The sequence below is a fragment of the Ochrobactrum sp. 19YEA23 genome (genome assembly GCF_029909865.1).
Taxonomy (GTDB): domain Bacteria; phylum Pseudomonadota; class Alphaproteobacteria; order Rhizobiales; family Rhizobiaceae; genus Brucella; species Brucella gambitense.
In genome coordinates, this window is sequence record NZ_JASAMQ010000006.1 from 218,359 (window position 1) to 234,949 (window position 16,591).

The window sequence follows — 16,591 nt, forward strand, 5'->3', positions numbered from 1 at the left end:
GAGTTTGAACCCACGAGCGAGCGATGAAAAGCGGAATTATGTTCATATATATGAATTTAATTCCGCTTTTTGAAAGGCATCCATGGCCACCGATCGCAAAACGCGCCCGACCCGAAAATCGGGCCAAGGTTAGTTGCAACTGCGTCACAAAGCGTTAATTATCAGCCATTTAGCTTGGCATAACGTGCAACATCTGCATGGGTCGCAAACCAAATATCCTTATGGGTACGAATATGCGCAATCAGCTTTTTCAGTATCCAGATTCTCGAACGATGACCGATGATATCCGGATGCATCGTCAGCTGGAAAATGCCGCCCTCTTCATAGGCTGCATCAAATTCCCGAAGGAATATCTGGAGAATATCGTGCGGCGCGATCTGCGGACGCAACCCGCCCCAACGGTCCATGACGAGATAGGCTGCATCATCGCGAATCCACTCAACCGGCAGTTCGGTGACACCGCACGGCTCGCCATTGAGCAATAGCTCGTAGCAATCAACATCCGCCATAAGCGATGAATCGTAGATCAATCCCATTTCAGAAGTGATCTGCAATGTGTTGTCGCTGAAATCCCAGGACGGCGTACGAATGCCGACCGGGCGAACACCGGTGATCTTTTCCAGCGCATCAGCCGCACGATGTTGAAGATCGCGCTCTGTATCACCGTCAAGCAATGTGTTGCGTTCGTGTATCCAGCCATGAAGGGCAATTTCGTGCCCCTCGCCGATCAATGCACGTTGCTCTTCAGGATAATGCATGGCGGAAATGGCAGGTACGAAGAATGTGGCCGGAATGTTGTCCCGGCGCAGAATTTCGCGAATGCGCGGAATACCCTGCCTTGGCCCAAACTGGCCCTGCGACAAAGCCGAAATCGACTTTCCGCCATCGCGCAGTTCGAATGTGTCATGGTCTGAATCGAAGGACAGAGCGACTGCGCATCGAGCGCCGCCCTGCCAGGATGCAGGCTTGAAACTACGGCCAGCGCGGGCGCGGTTCATGATGGTCTGAAGGCGTTCTTCGGACCAGGTCCAGGTTGGCACAGGAGCGTCGGTTGTCATGATGTCGGCCCTCCACTGACCGATAATGTCTGCCCCGTGATCCAGCTCGCAAAGGGGGATGCGAGAAAGAGCACAGCATTTGAGATGTCTTCGGGCAGCCCGATACGACGCAACGGAATTTCGTTGATCATTGCGGCCTGCCCATCGTCTCCATAAGAAGCCCACTGACGCTCATAGTCAGGGCTGGTGCGCAAAAAGCCGGGAGCAACCGCATTGACGTTGATCCCGAACGGTCCAAGCTCGTGACCCAGCTGGCGGGCAAGACTGATCAGCGCTGCCTTTGCACTCGCATAGGCCTGAATGCCCGTCAGACTGACGCCAAGACCGGCGCCACTGGAAATGAACACCATTTTGCCCGTGCCCCTCCGCTTCATGGCGGGGACAAGCGCCCGGGCAACCAGAAATGCGCCGCGCACATTGATGTCGTAGATACGATCCCAATCCGCAGCCGGAACTTCATCCACAGGGCGTTTCTTCTGCCCGAGCACGCCGCCTGCAACATGGACAAAGATATCGAAACCGCCATTGGCGTCTTCTTCCGCCGCCAACGAAGCAATCGCGGCCTCATCGGTCACATCCAGATGCGCCGTTCTGATCGAGCCGCCACGCGCGGGCCGCGCTTCACTGGCCAATGTTGCCAGTTCGGCATCCAGAACGTCGGTGGCTGTGACGATTGCACCATCCGCAGAAAATGCCTCGCAGATAGCCCGTCCAATTCCCCTTGCGGCCCCGGTCACCAGGACCCGCTTTCCCTTGAATTCTATATCCATGTTACTGCTTGTCTGCCGCTGTTGGTTTATATCCGAGACGTGCGCTCAACTCCGCCGCGTGCTTGACGACAGCGTCAATCATACGCTGGCGACACGCGGTAAAGCGCGATGAGATCGTGGCCATATTGAGCGTAGCGATCACATCGCCGCTGGCGTCGAAAACCGGGGCTGCAACACCCGAACCACCGACCACTGCCTCTTCGTCGCAGATGGCAAAGCCAGCTTCGCGGGCCGCTTCAATGATGCGGCGTATCTGTACCCGATCAATCACGGTCTTGTCCGTCAACGGAACGATCCGTTCTTTGGCCAGATAGGTAGACGTCTTTTCCGGCTGCCAATGCGCCAGAAGAACCCGTCCCATCGCGGTGCAATAAGCGGGATCAGACCCTGTCAGATCGGAATCGAAACGAACCGCCTGATGACTGACGCTCTTGGCGAGGAGCTTGACCCGCCCGTCCTTGCGGCGCGTGCCGAGAAAAACGGTCTCGCCTTCGCTGTCGCGCATGGCGTCCATGATCGGCTGGGCCGTTGCGATCAGATAGGCGTCGCTTCCGCTCGACCAGCCCGGCCCGTCACGAAATGCCTCATGGATGCGATAGGACTCGGTATCGTCGCGAACGACATAGGCCCGCGCCACCAATGTAGCCAGCAGATTGAACGTGCTGCTTTTGGGATAACCGAGCTCAGCGACGATTGCTTTCAGCGTCACCGGCTTATGCGCACGACCGAGGAACTCGAGGATCTCAAGAACCCGAACGGCCGACTTAACTTCACCACTGTTTTCAATGTTCATATATGTGAACCAAATTCCTATTGTGGAATAATGTGGCAGACATACGATCAAGTGGCAATACAAAAAGGAGCGCATCTGGAAATGAACTCACAAAACAAGGTTGCCATTGTTACCGGCGGAGCAAGGGGCATCGGAAAGGCTTGCGCTCTCGATCTGGCGCGTGCGGGCTATAACATTGCGCTGGTTGATCTGCTGGAAGTGGAACTGGCGGCAACCGCAGCCGAAATCGAAGGCCTCGGCGTCAAGGCAATCTCCTGCGTGGCCGATGTTTCCAGCCACAAGCGGGCTGGTGAAGTCGTTGCGCAAACGATTGAAACATTTGGCCGTCTCGATTTTCTGCTCAACAATGCAGGCCGTTCTGCCCCGGTTGGCATTCTCGAAATTTCGGAAGACGAGTTCGACCGCGCAATCGCGATCAACCTGAAAAGCTGCTTCAATTATATTCAGCATTCAGCCCCGCATATGCTGAAGCAGGGCGGTGGTCGCATCGTTTCCATGTCGTCGCTCAATGCACTTTCCGGCGGAGTGACCGCAGCCGTGAGCAAATTCGCCTATGCCGCTGCAAAAGCTGGCATTCTCGGCATGACGCGCTCACTGGCCAAGGAACTTGGCCCGAATATCGTCGTCAATGCGATCTGCCCCGGCGTCATCCGCACCGAGATCGATACGAATGTTACCGAACGTGCCGATGAAGTCATCAAGGGCATCGCGCTCGGTCGCCTTGGCTGCGCTGACGACGTGGCGCGCCTTGTCACTTTCCTTGCTACATCCGAACCGTGTTTCATCACCGGTCAGGCATTCACGGTTGATGGCTTTCAATTCAATGTTTGACATGAACGCAGAAGGGGGTAATCAGCACCACTTCAGATTACCCCCTTCGACGGGATTGCGCTGAAAAGCGCAATCCCGAACATAAGGGCCGACAATAACGGACCCCGATACAATGGGAGCCAGACGATGGAGGATCGAGCTATGGCAAAGAACCATCACGATATCTGGGATATCGTAGACGGCAAAAGTGCCGCTTATTTCGAACTCAGCGACACGGTTTGGGATAATCCCGAGACCAATTACGAAGAATATGAGTCCAGCGCCGCTCATGCTGCGATGCTTGAAACCGAAGGGTTTCGCGTCTCACGCGGCATCGCAGGACTGCCAACCGCCGTTATGGGCGAAGCTGGCGACGAAGGTCCGGTCATTGCCATTCTTGGCGAATTCGATGCCCTTCCCGGCTTGAGCCAGATCGCTGGCATTGCCGAAGAACAGCCCGTCGAGGCAGGCGGCCATGGTCATGGCTGCGGGCATAATCTGCTTGGCGCAGGTTCCCTTCTGGCAGCCGCCGCAGTGAAGCAATATCTGGAAACGCATGGAATCAAAGGCCGCGTGCGCTATTACGGCTGCCCGGCAGAAGAAGGCGGATCGGCCAAGGGCTTCATAGTACGTGAAGGCCTTTTTGACGATGTCGATATTGCTTTTTGCTGGCACCCGGCACCTTTCGCAGGCGTCAACGACCCTGTGTCGCTGGCTTGTAACGAAATAAGCTTTCATTTCTCGGGTCGCGCGGCTCACGCCGCTTCCGCTCCTCATTTGGGACGCAGCGCGCTCGACGCCGTTGAGCTGATGAATGTCGGCGTTAACTACATGCGCGAGCATATGCCATCAACGGCCCGCATCCACTACGCCGTAACAGATACGGGCGGTTTCGCGCCCAATGTTGTACAGGCCAAAGCCAGTGTCCGCTATCTGATCCGCGCTCTGAGCCTGCCCGTCATGCAGACCTTACTTGAACGGGTCAAAAAAATCGCTGATGGCGCAGCACTCATGACGGAAACGACAGTTCGCAGCGAAATCGTCAGCGGCGACGCCAATCTGATCGGCAACAAGCCGCTGGAACAGCTCATGCAGCGCGAGCTAGAACGTCTGGGGGCTCCGGTTTTCGACGCAAAAGACCAGGAAATGGCACAGCGTTTTCAGGCGACGCTATCCAAGGAAGACATTTCTGACGCCTTTCGCCGTTTCGGCGTCGAGCCCAAGGACGGCCTTGCTCTTTGTGAAGATGTTTATGAGCCGTATAAGGGAGACAATTCCCTTGTTGGTTCAACAGACGTCGGCAGTGTGAGCTGGGTTGTCCCCACCGTGCAGATGCGTGGCGCGACCTGCGCTATTGGCACGCCGCTCCATTCGTGGCAAATGGTGGCGCAGGGTAAATTGCCTGCCGCTCATAAAGGAATGGCTCACGCAGCAAAGGTTATGGGAAGCACGGCAGTGGAACTGTTTCTGAATCCCGAACGGATTGCAGAAGCCAAACAGGATCACATGAAAAAGCTGAATGGCGACGTTTTCGTCAATCCCATTCCCGACAACGTGCAACCTGCCCTGCCCGTCGCAGCGAAGTGAAAGACGGCCCGATACGGCCGCCGGAAAGTGAAATGAAGTTCAATCGCTCCTTCAAGAATTGGCCTGAAGCATCATGAAGGCTTTTTTCGATATTTTAAGCTTCGGCCCCGATGGCTGGGGCTATGTTCTCGTGATGGCGTCTCTGGTAACAGTCTCGCTGGCCGTGGTCGGCTTTCTGCTTGGTGCAACGATTGGTGTTTTTGCTGCATGGGCAAAGATTTCCGGCGGACGCACACTGCGCGGCATCGCTGACGGGTATACCACCGTCATCCGCGGCATCCCCGATCTTCTGGTGATCTACCTGTTCTATTTTGGCGGTAGCGCCGCCATCACAGCGCTTGGAAAGTTCTTCGGCGCTCAGGGTTTCATCGGCTTCCCCGCCTTTCTGGCTGGCGTACTGGCAATCGGTATTTCCTGCGGCGCACATCACACGGAAGTGTTCCGTGGCGCATTCAGAGCCGTCTCCAAGGGAGAACTTGAAGCTGCATCGGCCTGCGGCATGGGCCAGGCACTGAAGTTTCGCCGCATTATCGCGCCGCTGGCTTTGCGCCATGCGCTGCCGGGCCTTGGCAATGTCTGGCAGGTTGCCTTGAAGGAATCTGCACTGATTTCTGTCGTTGGTGTGGTTGATATTCTGCGTCAAGCACAGATTGGTGCAGGCTCCACGGGCTTGCCCTTCAATTTCTTCCTGATCGCAGGCGCGCTCTATCTGCTGATTTCCTCCGTTTCCGGCGGTATTCTGCAAGCTGCTGAACGTCACTTCTCGCGCGGCGTCAGGAGGGCAAAATGAACCTTCAATTCTATACAGAATCCTTTCTCGCAATGATGGGCGGCGTGCCGCTGACGCTGCAGCTTGCTGCTATATCCATCGTGTGCGGCGCAATTCTTGCCCTGCTATTTGCGATGATGCGCCTGTCGGGAATAGCTGTTCTCGACTGGATTGCCCGGCTCTATGTCTTCGTGTTCCGCGGCACACCGCTTCTGGTGCAGATCTTCATCATCTATTACGGCCTCAGCCAGTTTTCGACGATCCGCTATTCATTCCTGTGGCCCGTTCTTCGTGAACCATATTGGTGTGCGATCATCGCGTTGACGCTGAATAACGCGGCCTATGCGAGCGAAATCATTCGCGGTGGCCTGTTGTCGGTGCCACATGGCCAGATCGAGGCGGCAAAAGCCTGCGGCATGTCGCGTTTCACCTGCTTCCGCAGAGTAGTCATGCCGCTTGCCATCCGTCAGGCGCTGCCCGGCTACGGCAATGAGATGATCTCGATGATCAAGGCGACCTCGCTTGCTTCCATCATCACGCTCATGGAAGTCACAGGCATTGCGGCCAAGCTCATTGCAGAAAGCTACCGCGTGATTGAGGTGTTCGTGATCGCGGGCGCCATCTATCTGGCTATCAATTTCGTTCTGACACGCTTGCTCCTGATTGCCGAATACAGGCTCACGCCCTATTTGCGCCAGCCAGCCGTTAGCATCTCCACCGAAGGAAAAACATCGTGAGTAAAGCCATCTCTCCTAACGCACCGGTGGCGCTAAAAGTCGAAAACCTGCGTAAAAGCTTTGGCGCGAACGAAGTGCTAAAAGGCATTTCGCTTGAAGCGCGCGAAGGCGAAGTCATTTCTATCCTCGGCTCTTCGGGGTCGGGAAAGTCAACTTTGCTGCGCTGCATCAACCTTCTGGAAATTCCAACATCTGGCACCGTGACCGTTTCCGGTGAGACGATCCGAATGGCCAAGAATTCCAAGGGCGAAGCCTATCCCGCCGACAAGAAGCAGGTCTCGCGGATCCGCTCTGAACTGGGCATGGTTTTCCAAAGCTTCAATCTGTGGTCGCACAAGACCATTCTTGAAAACATCATCGAAGCGCCGATCTATGTTCAGGGTCGGCCGCGCGCGGAATGTATCGCAGAAGCCGAAGCGCTGCTGGCCAAGGTTGGCATCGCAGACAAACGCGACTTCTACCCGTCGCATCTCTCCGGCGGTCAGCAACAGCGCGCCGCCATTGCACGCGCTCTGGCGATGAAGCCAAAAGTGATGCTGTTTGACGAACCGACCTCCGCGCTTGATCCCGAACTCGTCGGCGAAGTGCTGCGCGTCATGCGCGGATTGGCCGAGGAAGGCCGCACCATGCTTGTCGTCACGCACGAAATAGGCTTTGCCCGCGACGTGTCGAACCGGGTCGTCTTCGTCCATCAGGGGCTCGTTGAAGAAGACGGTGCGCCCGAAGATGTGTTCACAAACTCCAAATCAGAGCGTTTTCGCAAGTTTATCAGCCACGAAAACGCTGGCTGATTATTTCAAACGTCACTGATTTATGCCAAAAGACCGCTCAGCACTTAACTGCAGTAAGGTAATTAAAATGAAGACCAAGGGATTGTTCAAAGCCCTGCTCGTTTCGGCCCTCGTTGTGACCGCTGCTTCGGCCCATGCCGAAGAGAAGAAGTGGACCAAGATCACCATCGCAACCGAAGGCGCTTTCCGTCCGTATAATTTCACCAAGCCGGATGGCACGCTGGACGGTTATGAAATCGAACTGAGCAAAGACCTCTGCGCCCGCATGAAAGTGGAGTGCACCATGATTGCACAGCCTTTCGACGGCATCATTCCGGCCTTGAATGCAGGCAAGTTCGACGCGATCATGGCTGGCCTGACTGCCACGCCGAAGCGCGAAGAAACCATCGACTTTTCCGTCTCTTATGGCTTGACCCCACAGACCTTCGCCACGCTGAAGGACAGCCCTTTCGCCAAGCTGCCGCATACGGGCGAAACGCTCTATCTGGCCAAGGATGAAGCCGCTGCTCAGAAGGCCATTGACGACGTCAAGGCTGAAATCAAGGGCCGCACCATCGGTGTACAGACGGCCTCGCTCGGCCTGTCGCTGCTCGACAAGTATTTCAAGGATTCTGCTGACATCCGCGAATACAAGACCACCGATCAGCATGACCTCGACCTCAAGTCGGGCCGCGTCGATCTCGTCGTCGCTTCACTGGCTTATCTCAGCGATGCCGCCAAGAAGCCGGGCAACGAAGATATCGTCATGACCGGCCCTTTCTTTAAGGGTGGCATTCTGGGTCGCGGCGTTGCCGTTGGTCTTCGCAAGAACGAACCTGAACTTCAGAAGATGTTCAATGAAGCCATTGAAGCCGCCAAGGCTGATGGCACCATCAAGCGCCTCTCCGAAAAGTGGTTCGGCTTCGACGTGACGCCGTAATCGGTTCCTCCGCAATGTTATGAAAAGGCCGCCTCAAGGGCGGCCTTTTTTATGTCATGACGCCAATTGATCAGGCGCCATATTTCGATTCCACTGGCCAGACCGACTGAAGCTTTTCGCCACCCAGAATACGGTCACGAGCCGAAGCTTCGTTTGCGCCCAGCTTGTCGGCCTGATCAGCAACTGCTGCAACCATGGCCTTGGGGATGACGACAACGCCATCGATATCCGCGAAGACAACGTCGCCCGGCATGATCTTCACGCCGGTGATTTCGATTGGAACTTGCGACAGCTTCGGTTCCATCTTGCCGGATACTGAAACCGGAGACCTTGCACGACCGAAAAGCGGATAGCCGAGATGGCGAACCTGCGCGATATCACGCACCGTTCCGTTGACGATCGTAGCCGCAGCGCCCCGTGTTTTAGCGCCTGAGCTCATCAGCTCTCCCGAACACGAACCCTGCGCGCAGGATGCATCAACGACAACAATGCCGCCCTTTGGCGCGTTGTCGATGGCGTTGTGATAAACATCTTGCGGCTGATTGCGACGTTCGCTTGGAGCAAACTGCACCGTGACTGCCGGGCCGCAGACCACTTCGCCCGGCTTCAATTCACCCTGTAACGATATACCGTCCAGATAACCCCAGCCGCCGAGTTGTTCCAGGCTGTCATGGACATCGCCGGAATACCATTTCGAAAGACGCTCGATCGACGCCCAGTCAGTATCGGAATAATCGAAGTTGCTCATTTGGTTTTGACCTTGTTCTTAAGATTTGAATTGTCCAGCGCGACCTTGAGATAGCGCGAACTTTCATCGATCTGTCTGCGAATGGATTGTCGGGCGGTCTCGGGTTCTCTGGCCTTGATGAGGTTGTAAATTTCCTCATGCTCGGCAAACCCGTCCTCCAGCGACTTGTTCGGCACGCGGCTCGTGACCCGGATGACGTCGATGATGATCGAGAAAAGATTGTCATAGACGACATTGAGGATCTCGTTGCCCACGGAATGCACGAGCCCTAGATGGAAAGCGGCGTCACTGTCGGTAAACCGGGCCATGTCATTGGCGTCAGCTGCAGCTCTCATGCTGGCAAGTGCCTCGTCAACTTCCGGCGTCATCACCAGATCTTCCGAACTCAGCCGCGTTACGACTTCCGTCTCGATGATCCGGCGCACGTCCATCAGCTGGACGAGATAGTCGGAGTTATTGGCAAAGAGCTGTTTGACAGTCGTAGCAAGCGAACCGAGAAATTCTCCGACATCGTCGCGCACAACAAGCGCTCTTTCACCGTGTTTGCGGCGAACGAGACCCTTTGTTTCGAGAATTTGAAGCGCTTCACGAACAGACCGCGTGCTTACATTGAATTCACGCGCCATTGCGGCTTCGGCAGGCAGACGATCGCCAATCTTGAGTTTGCCGGAAAGAATCTGCGCTTCCAGCGCCTCAACGACCGAGACGTGCAGCTTGTCACGATCAGGTAACGCGCGCCTCGTCAGATATCGATTGTCTGCCTGTTCTGTCACCATGCCGTAAAGCCTCCATCGACGACGACATTCGAGCCTGTCATATATGACGAGGCATCGGATGCCAGAAACTGTATCACGCCATTATATTCATCGATCTCAGCTTGTCGGTTCATCGGCACGCGTTCGAGAAACGCATCCACAAATTCCTTGTCGAAGTTTGCGGTTTTCACGCCACCGAATGAAATCAGGTTCACCCGGACATTCTTGGTTCCCCAATAGGTGCCAAGATAGCGGGTCAAGTTGACAAGGCCGGATTTGGAAGCCGCATAGGAGACAGCCTTGATGAAGGGCTCGCCATCTCGTGCCTCGCGATACGCGTAGAGCGCCTGATTGGGTGACACGATGCCGTAGATCGAACCGACATTGATGATGCTGCCGCGTCTGGCATCGGCCATCTTCGAGCCGATCACCTGACAGCACAGCATCACACCCGTCAGATTGGTCTCGATGATCTCGTTCCAGTATTTCTGCGGGTAGATTTCAAATGGACTGTTCTGGTCTGCCGAACCCGACGGCTTTGAATCAATGCCTGCATTATTGACCAGAATATGCGGCACGCCCCAATCGGCGATGAGCTGTTCGGTTGCCTGCTCAAGGCTGGCCTTGTCCGTAACACTCGCGACATAAACGCGAATGTTCTTCGTCAAGCCCGGAAACTTCGCTTCAAGATCGGCAGCGTTAATTGCCCGGCGACTGAAGATCGCGACCTTGGCGCCAGATTCCGCGAGCGATTTGCTGAATTGCGTTCCAAGCTGCCCTAACCCGCCAGTCACAATGGCAATCTTATCTCTTACACTGAACTTGTCTGTCATTATTTCGTTCCTGCACCTTAGAACTCGTTTCGATCTGATCGGGCCAGATCGGCGCTCAAAATGTTTGTTTTAACGCGCATCTTTTCCGAAAGCCGTTTCACACTTTTCGGGATGCGCTCTCATCTACTGGTTTCGGGATCGTCCAAGTTCTCAAGAGCAAGGTTCCGTTCCATCAGTATCCAGACCAACGCCGTGGCGGGTCGAGGTTCTCACCGCCCCGCCACGACAGCTTCGTCACGACCGAGGCAAATCACTGGCCAGCAGCTTCTGCGGGTCCAGACGAGCGCCGTGGTACTTTTCGTAAATGTCGATCAACTTGCCATTGTCGAGATTGGTCTTGATCCAGGCGTCTATCCATTCCTTGAGCTTTGGCTCGTTCTTGCGAAGCGCAATGCCGAGCGGATAAGCCTTGGCGACAAATTTCTCTTCGAGGTCGAGCTTGGGATTGGCCTTGATCAACTCGGTCAGAAGCGGACGGGAAGTTGCATAGATTGCAATCTGGCCGCTGGTGACTGCCGCGCTCGATGTTGGGTCATCTTCAAACCGCACGATCTGAACGCCGGAAACATCCGCCGTCTTTTCCGTCAGATTGGTATCGTTGACCGTGCCGCGTGTGACGGCGACCGACGCATTTGCCAGATCCGCATAGGACTTCACGTTTGCTTCTTTGGGAGCTGCAACGACGATTGCGGTTTCAGCATAAGGAATGCTGAAATCCACAACCTCAAGCCGCTCCTTTGTTATCGACAGCGTCGACACGGCCAGATCAGCCTTACCCGAAACAAGGAACGGAATACGGCCCGAGGTCGGAACCGTCAGAAACTCGATATCCACGCCCATGTCTTTGGCCAGCAGCTGTGCCGTTTCGACTTCCGAGCCGGTCGGTTGGAACTTCGCATCACGCATCGCATAAGGCGGGTTGCCAAGATCAATAGCGACCTGAAGCTTGCCACGCTGGCGGATCGTATCCAGCTGATCGGCAAAGGATGGCTGTGTCATCATGGCCGCCATGCCGATACCAAGGCCCATCATCGCCAGAAATTTTCTCTTGTTCAGAATAGTCATATTTCCTCCTCCTGTTGTTGATGGTGTCGCTCCTCATCGACACCACATGCTTTGACTGGATGGTTAGTGATGCGCGCCAACAAAGCTGCTCAATTCAGGCGTTTGCGGGCTGGCCAAAATCGCCGGGCCGCCTTGCTCGCAAATCTGGCCCTGATGCATGAAGACAATCTTGTCCGCAACGCGCTTAGCAAAATCCATCTCGTGAGTGACGAGCAGCATTGTCATGCCATTTCTTGCAAGATCCTCGATGACCTTCAGCACTTCGCCGGTCAGTTCCGGGTCAAGCGCCGAGGTCACCTCATCGAACAGCATGACCTTCGGCTTCATCGCAAGTGATCGGGCAATGGCCACGCGCTGCTGTTGTCCGCCGGACAATTGTTCTGGATAGGAGTCGATCTTTTCCGCCAGACCAACCTGCCGCAGAACCGTCTCGGCTAATTCGCGCGCGGCTGGTCTTGTCAATTTCTTGACCCATCGCAGCGCCAGAGTGATGTTCTGCTCGACCGTCAGATGCGGAAACAGGTTGTAGCTCTGGAAGACAATGCCAACATCCTGCCGGAGAGCGCGCAGATTGATATCGGGATCACTGACACGATGATCGCAAACCCAGATGTCTCCGCTATTGACTGTTTCGAGCCGGTCGACACAACGAAGCGCGGTGCTTTTGCCCGAACCGCTTCGTCCAATCAGAGCAACAACCTGCCCTTTCTCAATTTCGAGATTGATACCTCTGAGCACCGGCAGCGAGCCGTAACTTTTATGAACGTCAACAAACTTAACGACGGCTGACACTGTACATCCTCTCGAATTTCCGGCTGACCGCTGAGAGCGGGAAGCAAATGCAAAAGTAGAAGAATGCAATCACGAGATAAGTCGTGAAAGGCTGGAACGTCGAAGCGTTGATCTCCTTGCCGATATAGGTCATCTCGGCCATGCCGATGATCGATGCGAGCGACGTGTTCTTGACGATCTGAACCATGAAGCCGACCGTTGGCGGCGTCGCGATGCGAACAGCCTGAGGCATGATGACGAGGAACAGCCCCTGCAATCCAGTCAGTGCCAGGCAGTCGGATGCTTCCCACTGCGTGCGTGGCACGGATTGCAGACTGCCCCGCCAGATGGCGCCAAGGAAGGCGCTGGCGAAAATCGTCATCGCAAGGCTGGCCGCAAAAAGCGACGAAACTTCAATGCCAAAGACCGGCAAACCAAAGTAAACGATGAACATCAGGATCAGAACCGGCGTACCCTGCACCAGAACGATATAACCATCGACCAGAGCAACTAGAGCCTTGTTCTTCGCTATTCCAGCCAGCGCCACGGCAAAGCCAAGCAGGCCGCCGAATATGAAGGCAATGATGGAGAGCAGAACTGTCCAAACCAATCCCTGCAGCAGAACTTCGATATGAATCCAGGAGAAATTCGTAAACATCCTGACCTCCTAAAGATTGATGCCAAGACGGCGTTTGCGTGGAAACAACGCCAACCCCAGAAGCTTGAACAGCCCCCGCATCAATAGGGAAAGGACGAGATAGATCACCAGAATGACGAGATAGACTTCGAAAGAACGAAAGGTCATCGACTGGATTCTGGACGCAGCCCCGGTCAACTCTTCAGCCGATATCTGCGATGCAACACTTGTTGCCAGCATCAACAGCACATACTGACTGACGAGAGCGGGATAGACCTTCTCAAGTGCAGGGGGTAGCATGATCCCCGCAAGCATCTGCAACCGTGACAAACCCAGCGTGTCTGCGGCTTCCAGCTGACCGGGATGAATGGCCTGCAAGCCCGCACGAATGATCTCGCTGGAATAAGCGCCGACATTGATGGTCAGGCCGATCAGCGCCGATGTTTGGGCGGAGAATTTGACGCCCATGGAAGACAGTCCAAAATAGACCAGAAACAGCTGCACGAGCAGAGGTGTATTGCGGATTGCCTCCACATAGATCGCCACGAGAATACGCAGCAACTTGTATTTGCTGATGCTGGCAACCGCACAGATCGTACCCAGCACGAAGCCAAGCACCGTGACGATCAGGGACATCTGAATCGTCGCCAATGTACCCTTGAGCAGTAGCGGCCAGTACTGGCTGAGGAAGCTGAAACTGAATTCGTAACTCATAGAGACTTCACCAGTTCGGGCGAAGAACCCTGCAAAGCACAAGCGAGTTTCCGATCCGCGCCCAACCGTTGGCAGGCGGGCTCTCCAGCTGAAACACAGCCGTGTGCAATCACGCAATCGAAGATTGCAGCGTACAATCCAGACACAAGTATTTCCTCCCAAGCTCGATGCGCTCCACCCTCGCAAGGGTCTCCTCGAAGCGACATCTGCTCAATTTCAATCAAATTAATTCTAACTTATGACATATGTCAAGATGAGGGCTGGATTTCTTTGCGATGTGGATGAAATTGTCCAACTCACCCGATATTCATCCCGGTTTTCAATCGAAGATCATTGTTTGCACGCTCGAGCATTTCCAGCAAAAGTGCGTTGCGGTTATGCGTAGGATAATGCGTAAAAACAAAAAGTTAGAGCGGTTCCACGATTCCGATTTAACCGGAACCGCTCTCAACGCAGACGACGCAAAACGAACCAGCCGGGCAATGACCGGCTGGCTTGATCTGATGACAATGCATTGAAATAGTTTAATAAAACCGCGTCTAGGATCGACCAGAGCGGTTATGGGCGACAAAGAACCGTCGCCCGTTTGCCGGTGATACCGTTCAGGCGAGCGCCGCGCTCAAATCATGGGAGAGATCGTTGATCTCCCGCAGGTCCAGCTCGGATTCCACATGTTCAAGGTGGTGTGCCATCAGATCGGCAGCCTTTGTAACGTCGCCATGCAGAATCGCTTCCACAATCTCCGCATGCTCATCGGGCCCACAGTTGAAACGGTTGGTATTGCGGTAGACAGCCGTAATGAGAGACGTGCGCGAAATGAGATCGCGCATGGTCGTAAACAGAAAATCTGACTCTGTCAGTTCGGCCAGCAACAGATGAAAACCACCCGACAGTTTGATGATATCGGTCGTGACATTGTTTTTGTTGGCGACACGTTCTTTCGCAACATGTTCGCGCAGGATCTTGATCTTGTCCTTCGACGCCGAGCGTCCGAGGCGCTCGACCACGCATCGCTCAACAGTACGACGCACAAAGAAAACGTCCCGCGCTTCTTCCACGGTCGGTTTGCAAACAAAAGCGCCGCGATTGGGAATGATCGTGACAAGCCCCTCCCGTTCAAGCGCGGCAAGCGCCTGACGGATACGCGCACGGCTGACGTGAAAAATCGCCGCCATCTGCTCTTCTTTAAGTTGCACCCCCGGACGCAGACGGCGCTCGGCAATGGATAGCCATACTTTCTCAACAATCTGCTGCGTCGAGACACCTGTCTGATCAGTCATGGTCTTGCTCCCGTTCCGATTCAGGAAGCGTGATGCGACCGAAAAAGTCAACTATTGCAACCGCAAAGCGCCTACAAAATTGTCAACAATACATCGTGATGCTTCTATTTCAGGCACATATTCCGCAGATGGCGTCGGTATTGCCTGTCTTCACGCGCGGATAGTCATAGGTGTTCACCTTCGAAGTCGCGTAGCCTGCTCCGACCAAAGCTTCGGCAAGCTTCACCGCCGCCGCGACACCGTCGATCACTGGAACGCCGGTTGCATCGCGCAGCCTGTCGCATAAGGATGTCATGCCCGCGCAGCCAAGAATAATCGCCTCTGCCCGATCTTCACGCTTGGCGAGTTCGATCTCATTGATCAAAAGCCGTTCAGCTTCCGCAGGATCTTCCTCCAGACCCAGCACCGGCAAATTGATCGCACGCACTTTCCTGCAATGACGATCCGCGCCGTAGTCACTGACCAGATCTTCGATAATCGGAACCGACCGCGGCAAGGTCGTGATGATTGAAAAGCGACGGCTAATCGTCATGGCCACCTGTACTGCGGCCTGACAAATACCCAACACCGGACCCTTTGCGATCTCGCGCGCCGCATGCAGGCCGGGATCGTCAAAGCAGGCGATCACATAGGCGTCTACACCTTGCGCTTCACCTTTTCGGATTTCCGCAAGCATGCCCGGCACCGCCAGTGCTTCGTCGGCGCCACCTTCAATGCTGACAGGCGTGTCGGCAGGATTTGAGGCTGAGACCTTGGTATTACTGTGTTTGACGAGCAGAGCACTATCAAGAGCTTGCGCTGTCATAGACGCTGTTGAGTTGGGATTGATCAGATGAATGTGCATGATAAAAATTCTCGAAGAACCGTCGTTCTGGCCTAGTTTTCCGGCTTCACGAAATCGGCGATGGGCGGTGCCTTCAAAACGAACTGGCGATCTGAAGTGATGTAATTGTCGGCATGAAGCCGGGCAATCGGTTGATAGAATTCCGGATCGACGTAGTGGCCGTTGGCATCCAGGCAATTGCGACGGACATGCATATGCACGACTTCGCCCAGTATGAGCGCGCGACGCGGATAATCGATCACCCGTTCGACACGGCACTCGAAGGTGCATGGCGCTTGCTTAGCGAAAGAGACATCGATTTTTTGGCAAGGTGTCCCTGCCAGCCCGGCCATTTCAAGCTCATCGATCTCGCTGTCGAAGCCCAATCCGCAAATCAGCATCTGTCCCGACAATGCCATGTCGACCATGCTGATTGCGAACTCGCCGGTGCGACGGATATTCGCCAGCGTGTCCTTTTCCTCACCGGAAAGACGCGGTTGAATGCCAAGAACGACAATGGCCGGGTCGTGCGAAAACACGTTGAAGAAACTCATCGGCGCTGCATTGCTGTGGCCCGCCGGTGAGCGGGTTGTCACAAGTGCAATCGGTCGTGGGCCGATGAAATTCGTCAGAAGCCTGTAACGGCTTTGAGGGTCCAGCTCTTCAAAATCGAATTCCATCACATCCCCGAGACCTGATTTATTATCTACAATAATATTTCATATTGTCGA

19 protein-coding genes are annotated in these 16,591 nt (G+C 54.9%); 6 read left to right on the forward strand and 13 right to left on the reverse strand.

Annotation, left to right across the window (positions count from 1 at the left end; genetic code table 11):
* Positions 1-161: 161 nt before the first annotated feature.
* From QBD01_RS16640 to QBD01_RS16650, 3 genes are read right to left on the reverse strand one after another with little or no spacing between them, the layout of a single operon-like run.
* Entirely contained in the window at positions 162-1,058 is an 897-nt protein-coding gene (locus QBD01_RS16640) for a polysaccharide deacetylase (protein ID WP_280993738.1), read from the reverse strand.
* On the reverse strand, positions 1,055-1,828 hold the full coding sequence (locus QBD01_RS16645) for an SDR family NAD(P)-dependent oxidoreductase (protein ID WP_280993739.1): 774 nt from the start codon (positions 1,826-1,828) through the stop codon (positions 1,055-1,057). Before QBD01_RS16645 ends, QBD01_RS16640 begins: the two co-directional genes overlap by 4 nt.
* A gap of 1 nt (position 1,829) precedes the next feature.
* Entirely contained in the window at positions 1,830-2,621 is a 792-nt protein-coding gene (locus tag QBD01_RS16650; protein WP_182521486.1) for an IclR family transcriptional regulator, read from the reverse strand.
* A gap of 81 nt (positions 2,622-2,702) precedes the next feature.
* Here QBD01_RS16650 and QBD01_RS16655 point away from each other — a divergent pair, with 81 nt between their 5' ends.
* From QBD01_RS16655 to QBD01_RS16680, 6 genes are all read left to right on the forward strand, one after another.
* Positions 2,703-3,452, forward strand: coding sequence for an SDR family NAD(P)-dependent oxidoreductase (locus tag QBD01_RS16655; RefSeq protein ID WP_280993740.1), 750 nt, complete (start codon positions 2,703-2,705; stop codon positions 3,450-3,452).
* A gap of 126 nt (positions 3,453-3,578) precedes the next feature.
* Positions 3,579-5,018: a M20 family metallopeptidase gene (locus QBD01_RS16660; RefSeq protein WP_392391426.1), complete on the forward strand. Its 1,440-nt coding sequence runs from the start codon at positions 3,579-3,581 to the stop codon at positions 5,016-5,018.
* A gap of 73 nt (positions 5,019-5,091) precedes the next feature.
* On the forward strand, positions 5,092-5,808 hold the full coding sequence (locus QBD01_RS16665; protein ID WP_182521489.1) for an ABC transporter permease subunit: 717 nt from the start codon (positions 5,092-5,094) through the stop codon (positions 5,806-5,808).
* Positions 5,805-6,524 carry an ABC transporter permease gene (locus tag QBD01_RS16670; protein WP_280993742.1) on the forward strand — a complete coding sequence of 240 codons (720 nt, stop codon included), beginning with the start codon at positions 5,805-5,807 and terminating at the stop codon, positions 6,522-6,524. The genes QBD01_RS16665 and QBD01_RS16670 overlap by 4 nt, the downstream gene beginning before the upstream one ends.
* Positions 6,521-7,315, forward strand: a complete 795-nt coding sequence (locus QBD01_RS16675) for an ATP-binding cassette domain-containing protein (RefSeq protein ID WP_280993743.1) — start codon at positions 6,521-6,523, stop codon at positions 7,313-7,315. Before QBD01_RS16670 ends, QBD01_RS16675 begins: the two co-directional genes overlap by 4 nt.
* Positions 7,316-7,382: 67 nt before the next feature.
* The gene (locus QBD01_RS16680; protein WP_078337159.1) at positions 7,383-8,234 is read left to right on the forward strand and encodes a transporter substrate-binding domain-containing protein; all 852 of its coding nucleotides are present in this window, start codon (positions 7,383-7,385) and stop codon (positions 8,232-8,234) included.
* Between the two features lie 70 nt (positions 8,235-8,304).
* On the opposite strand, the gene QBD01_RS16685 is transcribed toward QBD01_RS16680, so the two are convergent.
* From QBD01_RS16685 to QBD01_RS16730, 10 genes are all read right to left on the reverse strand, one after another.
* A complete protein-coding gene (locus tag QBD01_RS16685; protein ID WP_280993744.1) occupies positions 8,305-8,982 on the reverse strand; it encodes an RraA family protein in 678 nt (225 codons plus the stop codon).
* Positions 8,979-9,758 (reverse strand): FadR/GntR family transcriptional regulator, encoded by a 780-nt coding sequence (locus QBD01_RS16690; RefSeq protein WP_078337161.1) that lies wholly within the window; start codon positions 9,756-9,758, stop codon positions 8,979-8,981. Before QBD01_RS16690 ends, QBD01_RS16685 begins: the two co-directional genes overlap by 4 nt.
* Positions 9,752-10,570, reverse strand: a complete 819-nt coding sequence (locus QBD01_RS16695) for an SDR family oxidoreductase (protein ID WP_138785704.1) — start codon at positions 10,568-10,570, stop codon at positions 9,752-9,754. Before QBD01_RS16695 ends, QBD01_RS16690 begins: the two co-directional genes overlap by 7 nt.
* A 234-nt stretch (positions 10,571-10,804) precedes the next feature.
* Positions 10,805-11,635, reverse strand: a complete 831-nt coding sequence (locus tag QBD01_RS16700; RefSeq protein WP_280993745.1) for a transporter substrate-binding domain-containing protein — start codon at positions 11,633-11,635, stop codon at positions 10,805-10,807.
* 63 nt (positions 11,636-11,698) lie between these two features.
* Positions 11,699-12,427 (reverse strand): amino acid ABC transporter ATP-binding protein, encoded by a 729-nt coding sequence (locus QBD01_RS16705; protein ID WP_280993746.1) that lies wholly within the window; start codon positions 12,425-12,427, stop codon positions 11,699-11,701.
* Positions 12,411-13,064 carry an amino acid ABC transporter permease gene (locus QBD01_RS16710; RefSeq protein WP_280993747.1) on the reverse strand — a complete coding sequence of 218 codons (654 nt, stop codon included), beginning with the start codon at positions 13,062-13,064 and terminating at the stop codon, positions 12,411-12,413. The genes QBD01_RS16705 and QBD01_RS16710 overlap by 17 nt, the downstream gene beginning before the upstream one ends.
* 9 nt (positions 13,065-13,073) lie before the next feature.
* The gene (locus QBD01_RS16715; RefSeq protein WP_280993748.1) at positions 13,074-13,757 is read right to left on the reverse strand and encodes an amino acid ABC transporter permease; all 684 of its coding nucleotides are present in this window, start codon (positions 13,755-13,757) and stop codon (positions 13,074-13,076) included.
* A 602-nt stretch (positions 13,758-14,359) separates the two neighbouring features.
* Positions 14,360-15,037 (reverse strand): GntR family transcriptional regulator, encoded by a 678-nt coding sequence (locus tag QBD01_RS16720; protein WP_182521497.1) that lies wholly within the window; start codon positions 15,035-15,037, stop codon positions 14,360-14,362.
* Positions 15,038-15,146: 109 nt separating this feature from the next.
* Entirely contained in the window at positions 15,147-15,881 is a 735-nt protein-coding gene (locus QBD01_RS16725) for an aspartate/glutamate racemase family protein (protein ID WP_280993749.1), read from the reverse strand.
* Positions 15,882-15,913: 32 nt separating this feature from the next.
* Positions 15,914-16,540 (reverse strand): flavin reductase family protein, encoded by a 627-nt coding sequence (locus tag QBD01_RS16730; RefSeq protein ID WP_280993750.1) that lies wholly within the window; start codon positions 16,538-16,540, stop codon positions 15,914-15,916.
* Between the last annotated feature and the right edge of the window lie 51 nt (positions 16,541-16,591).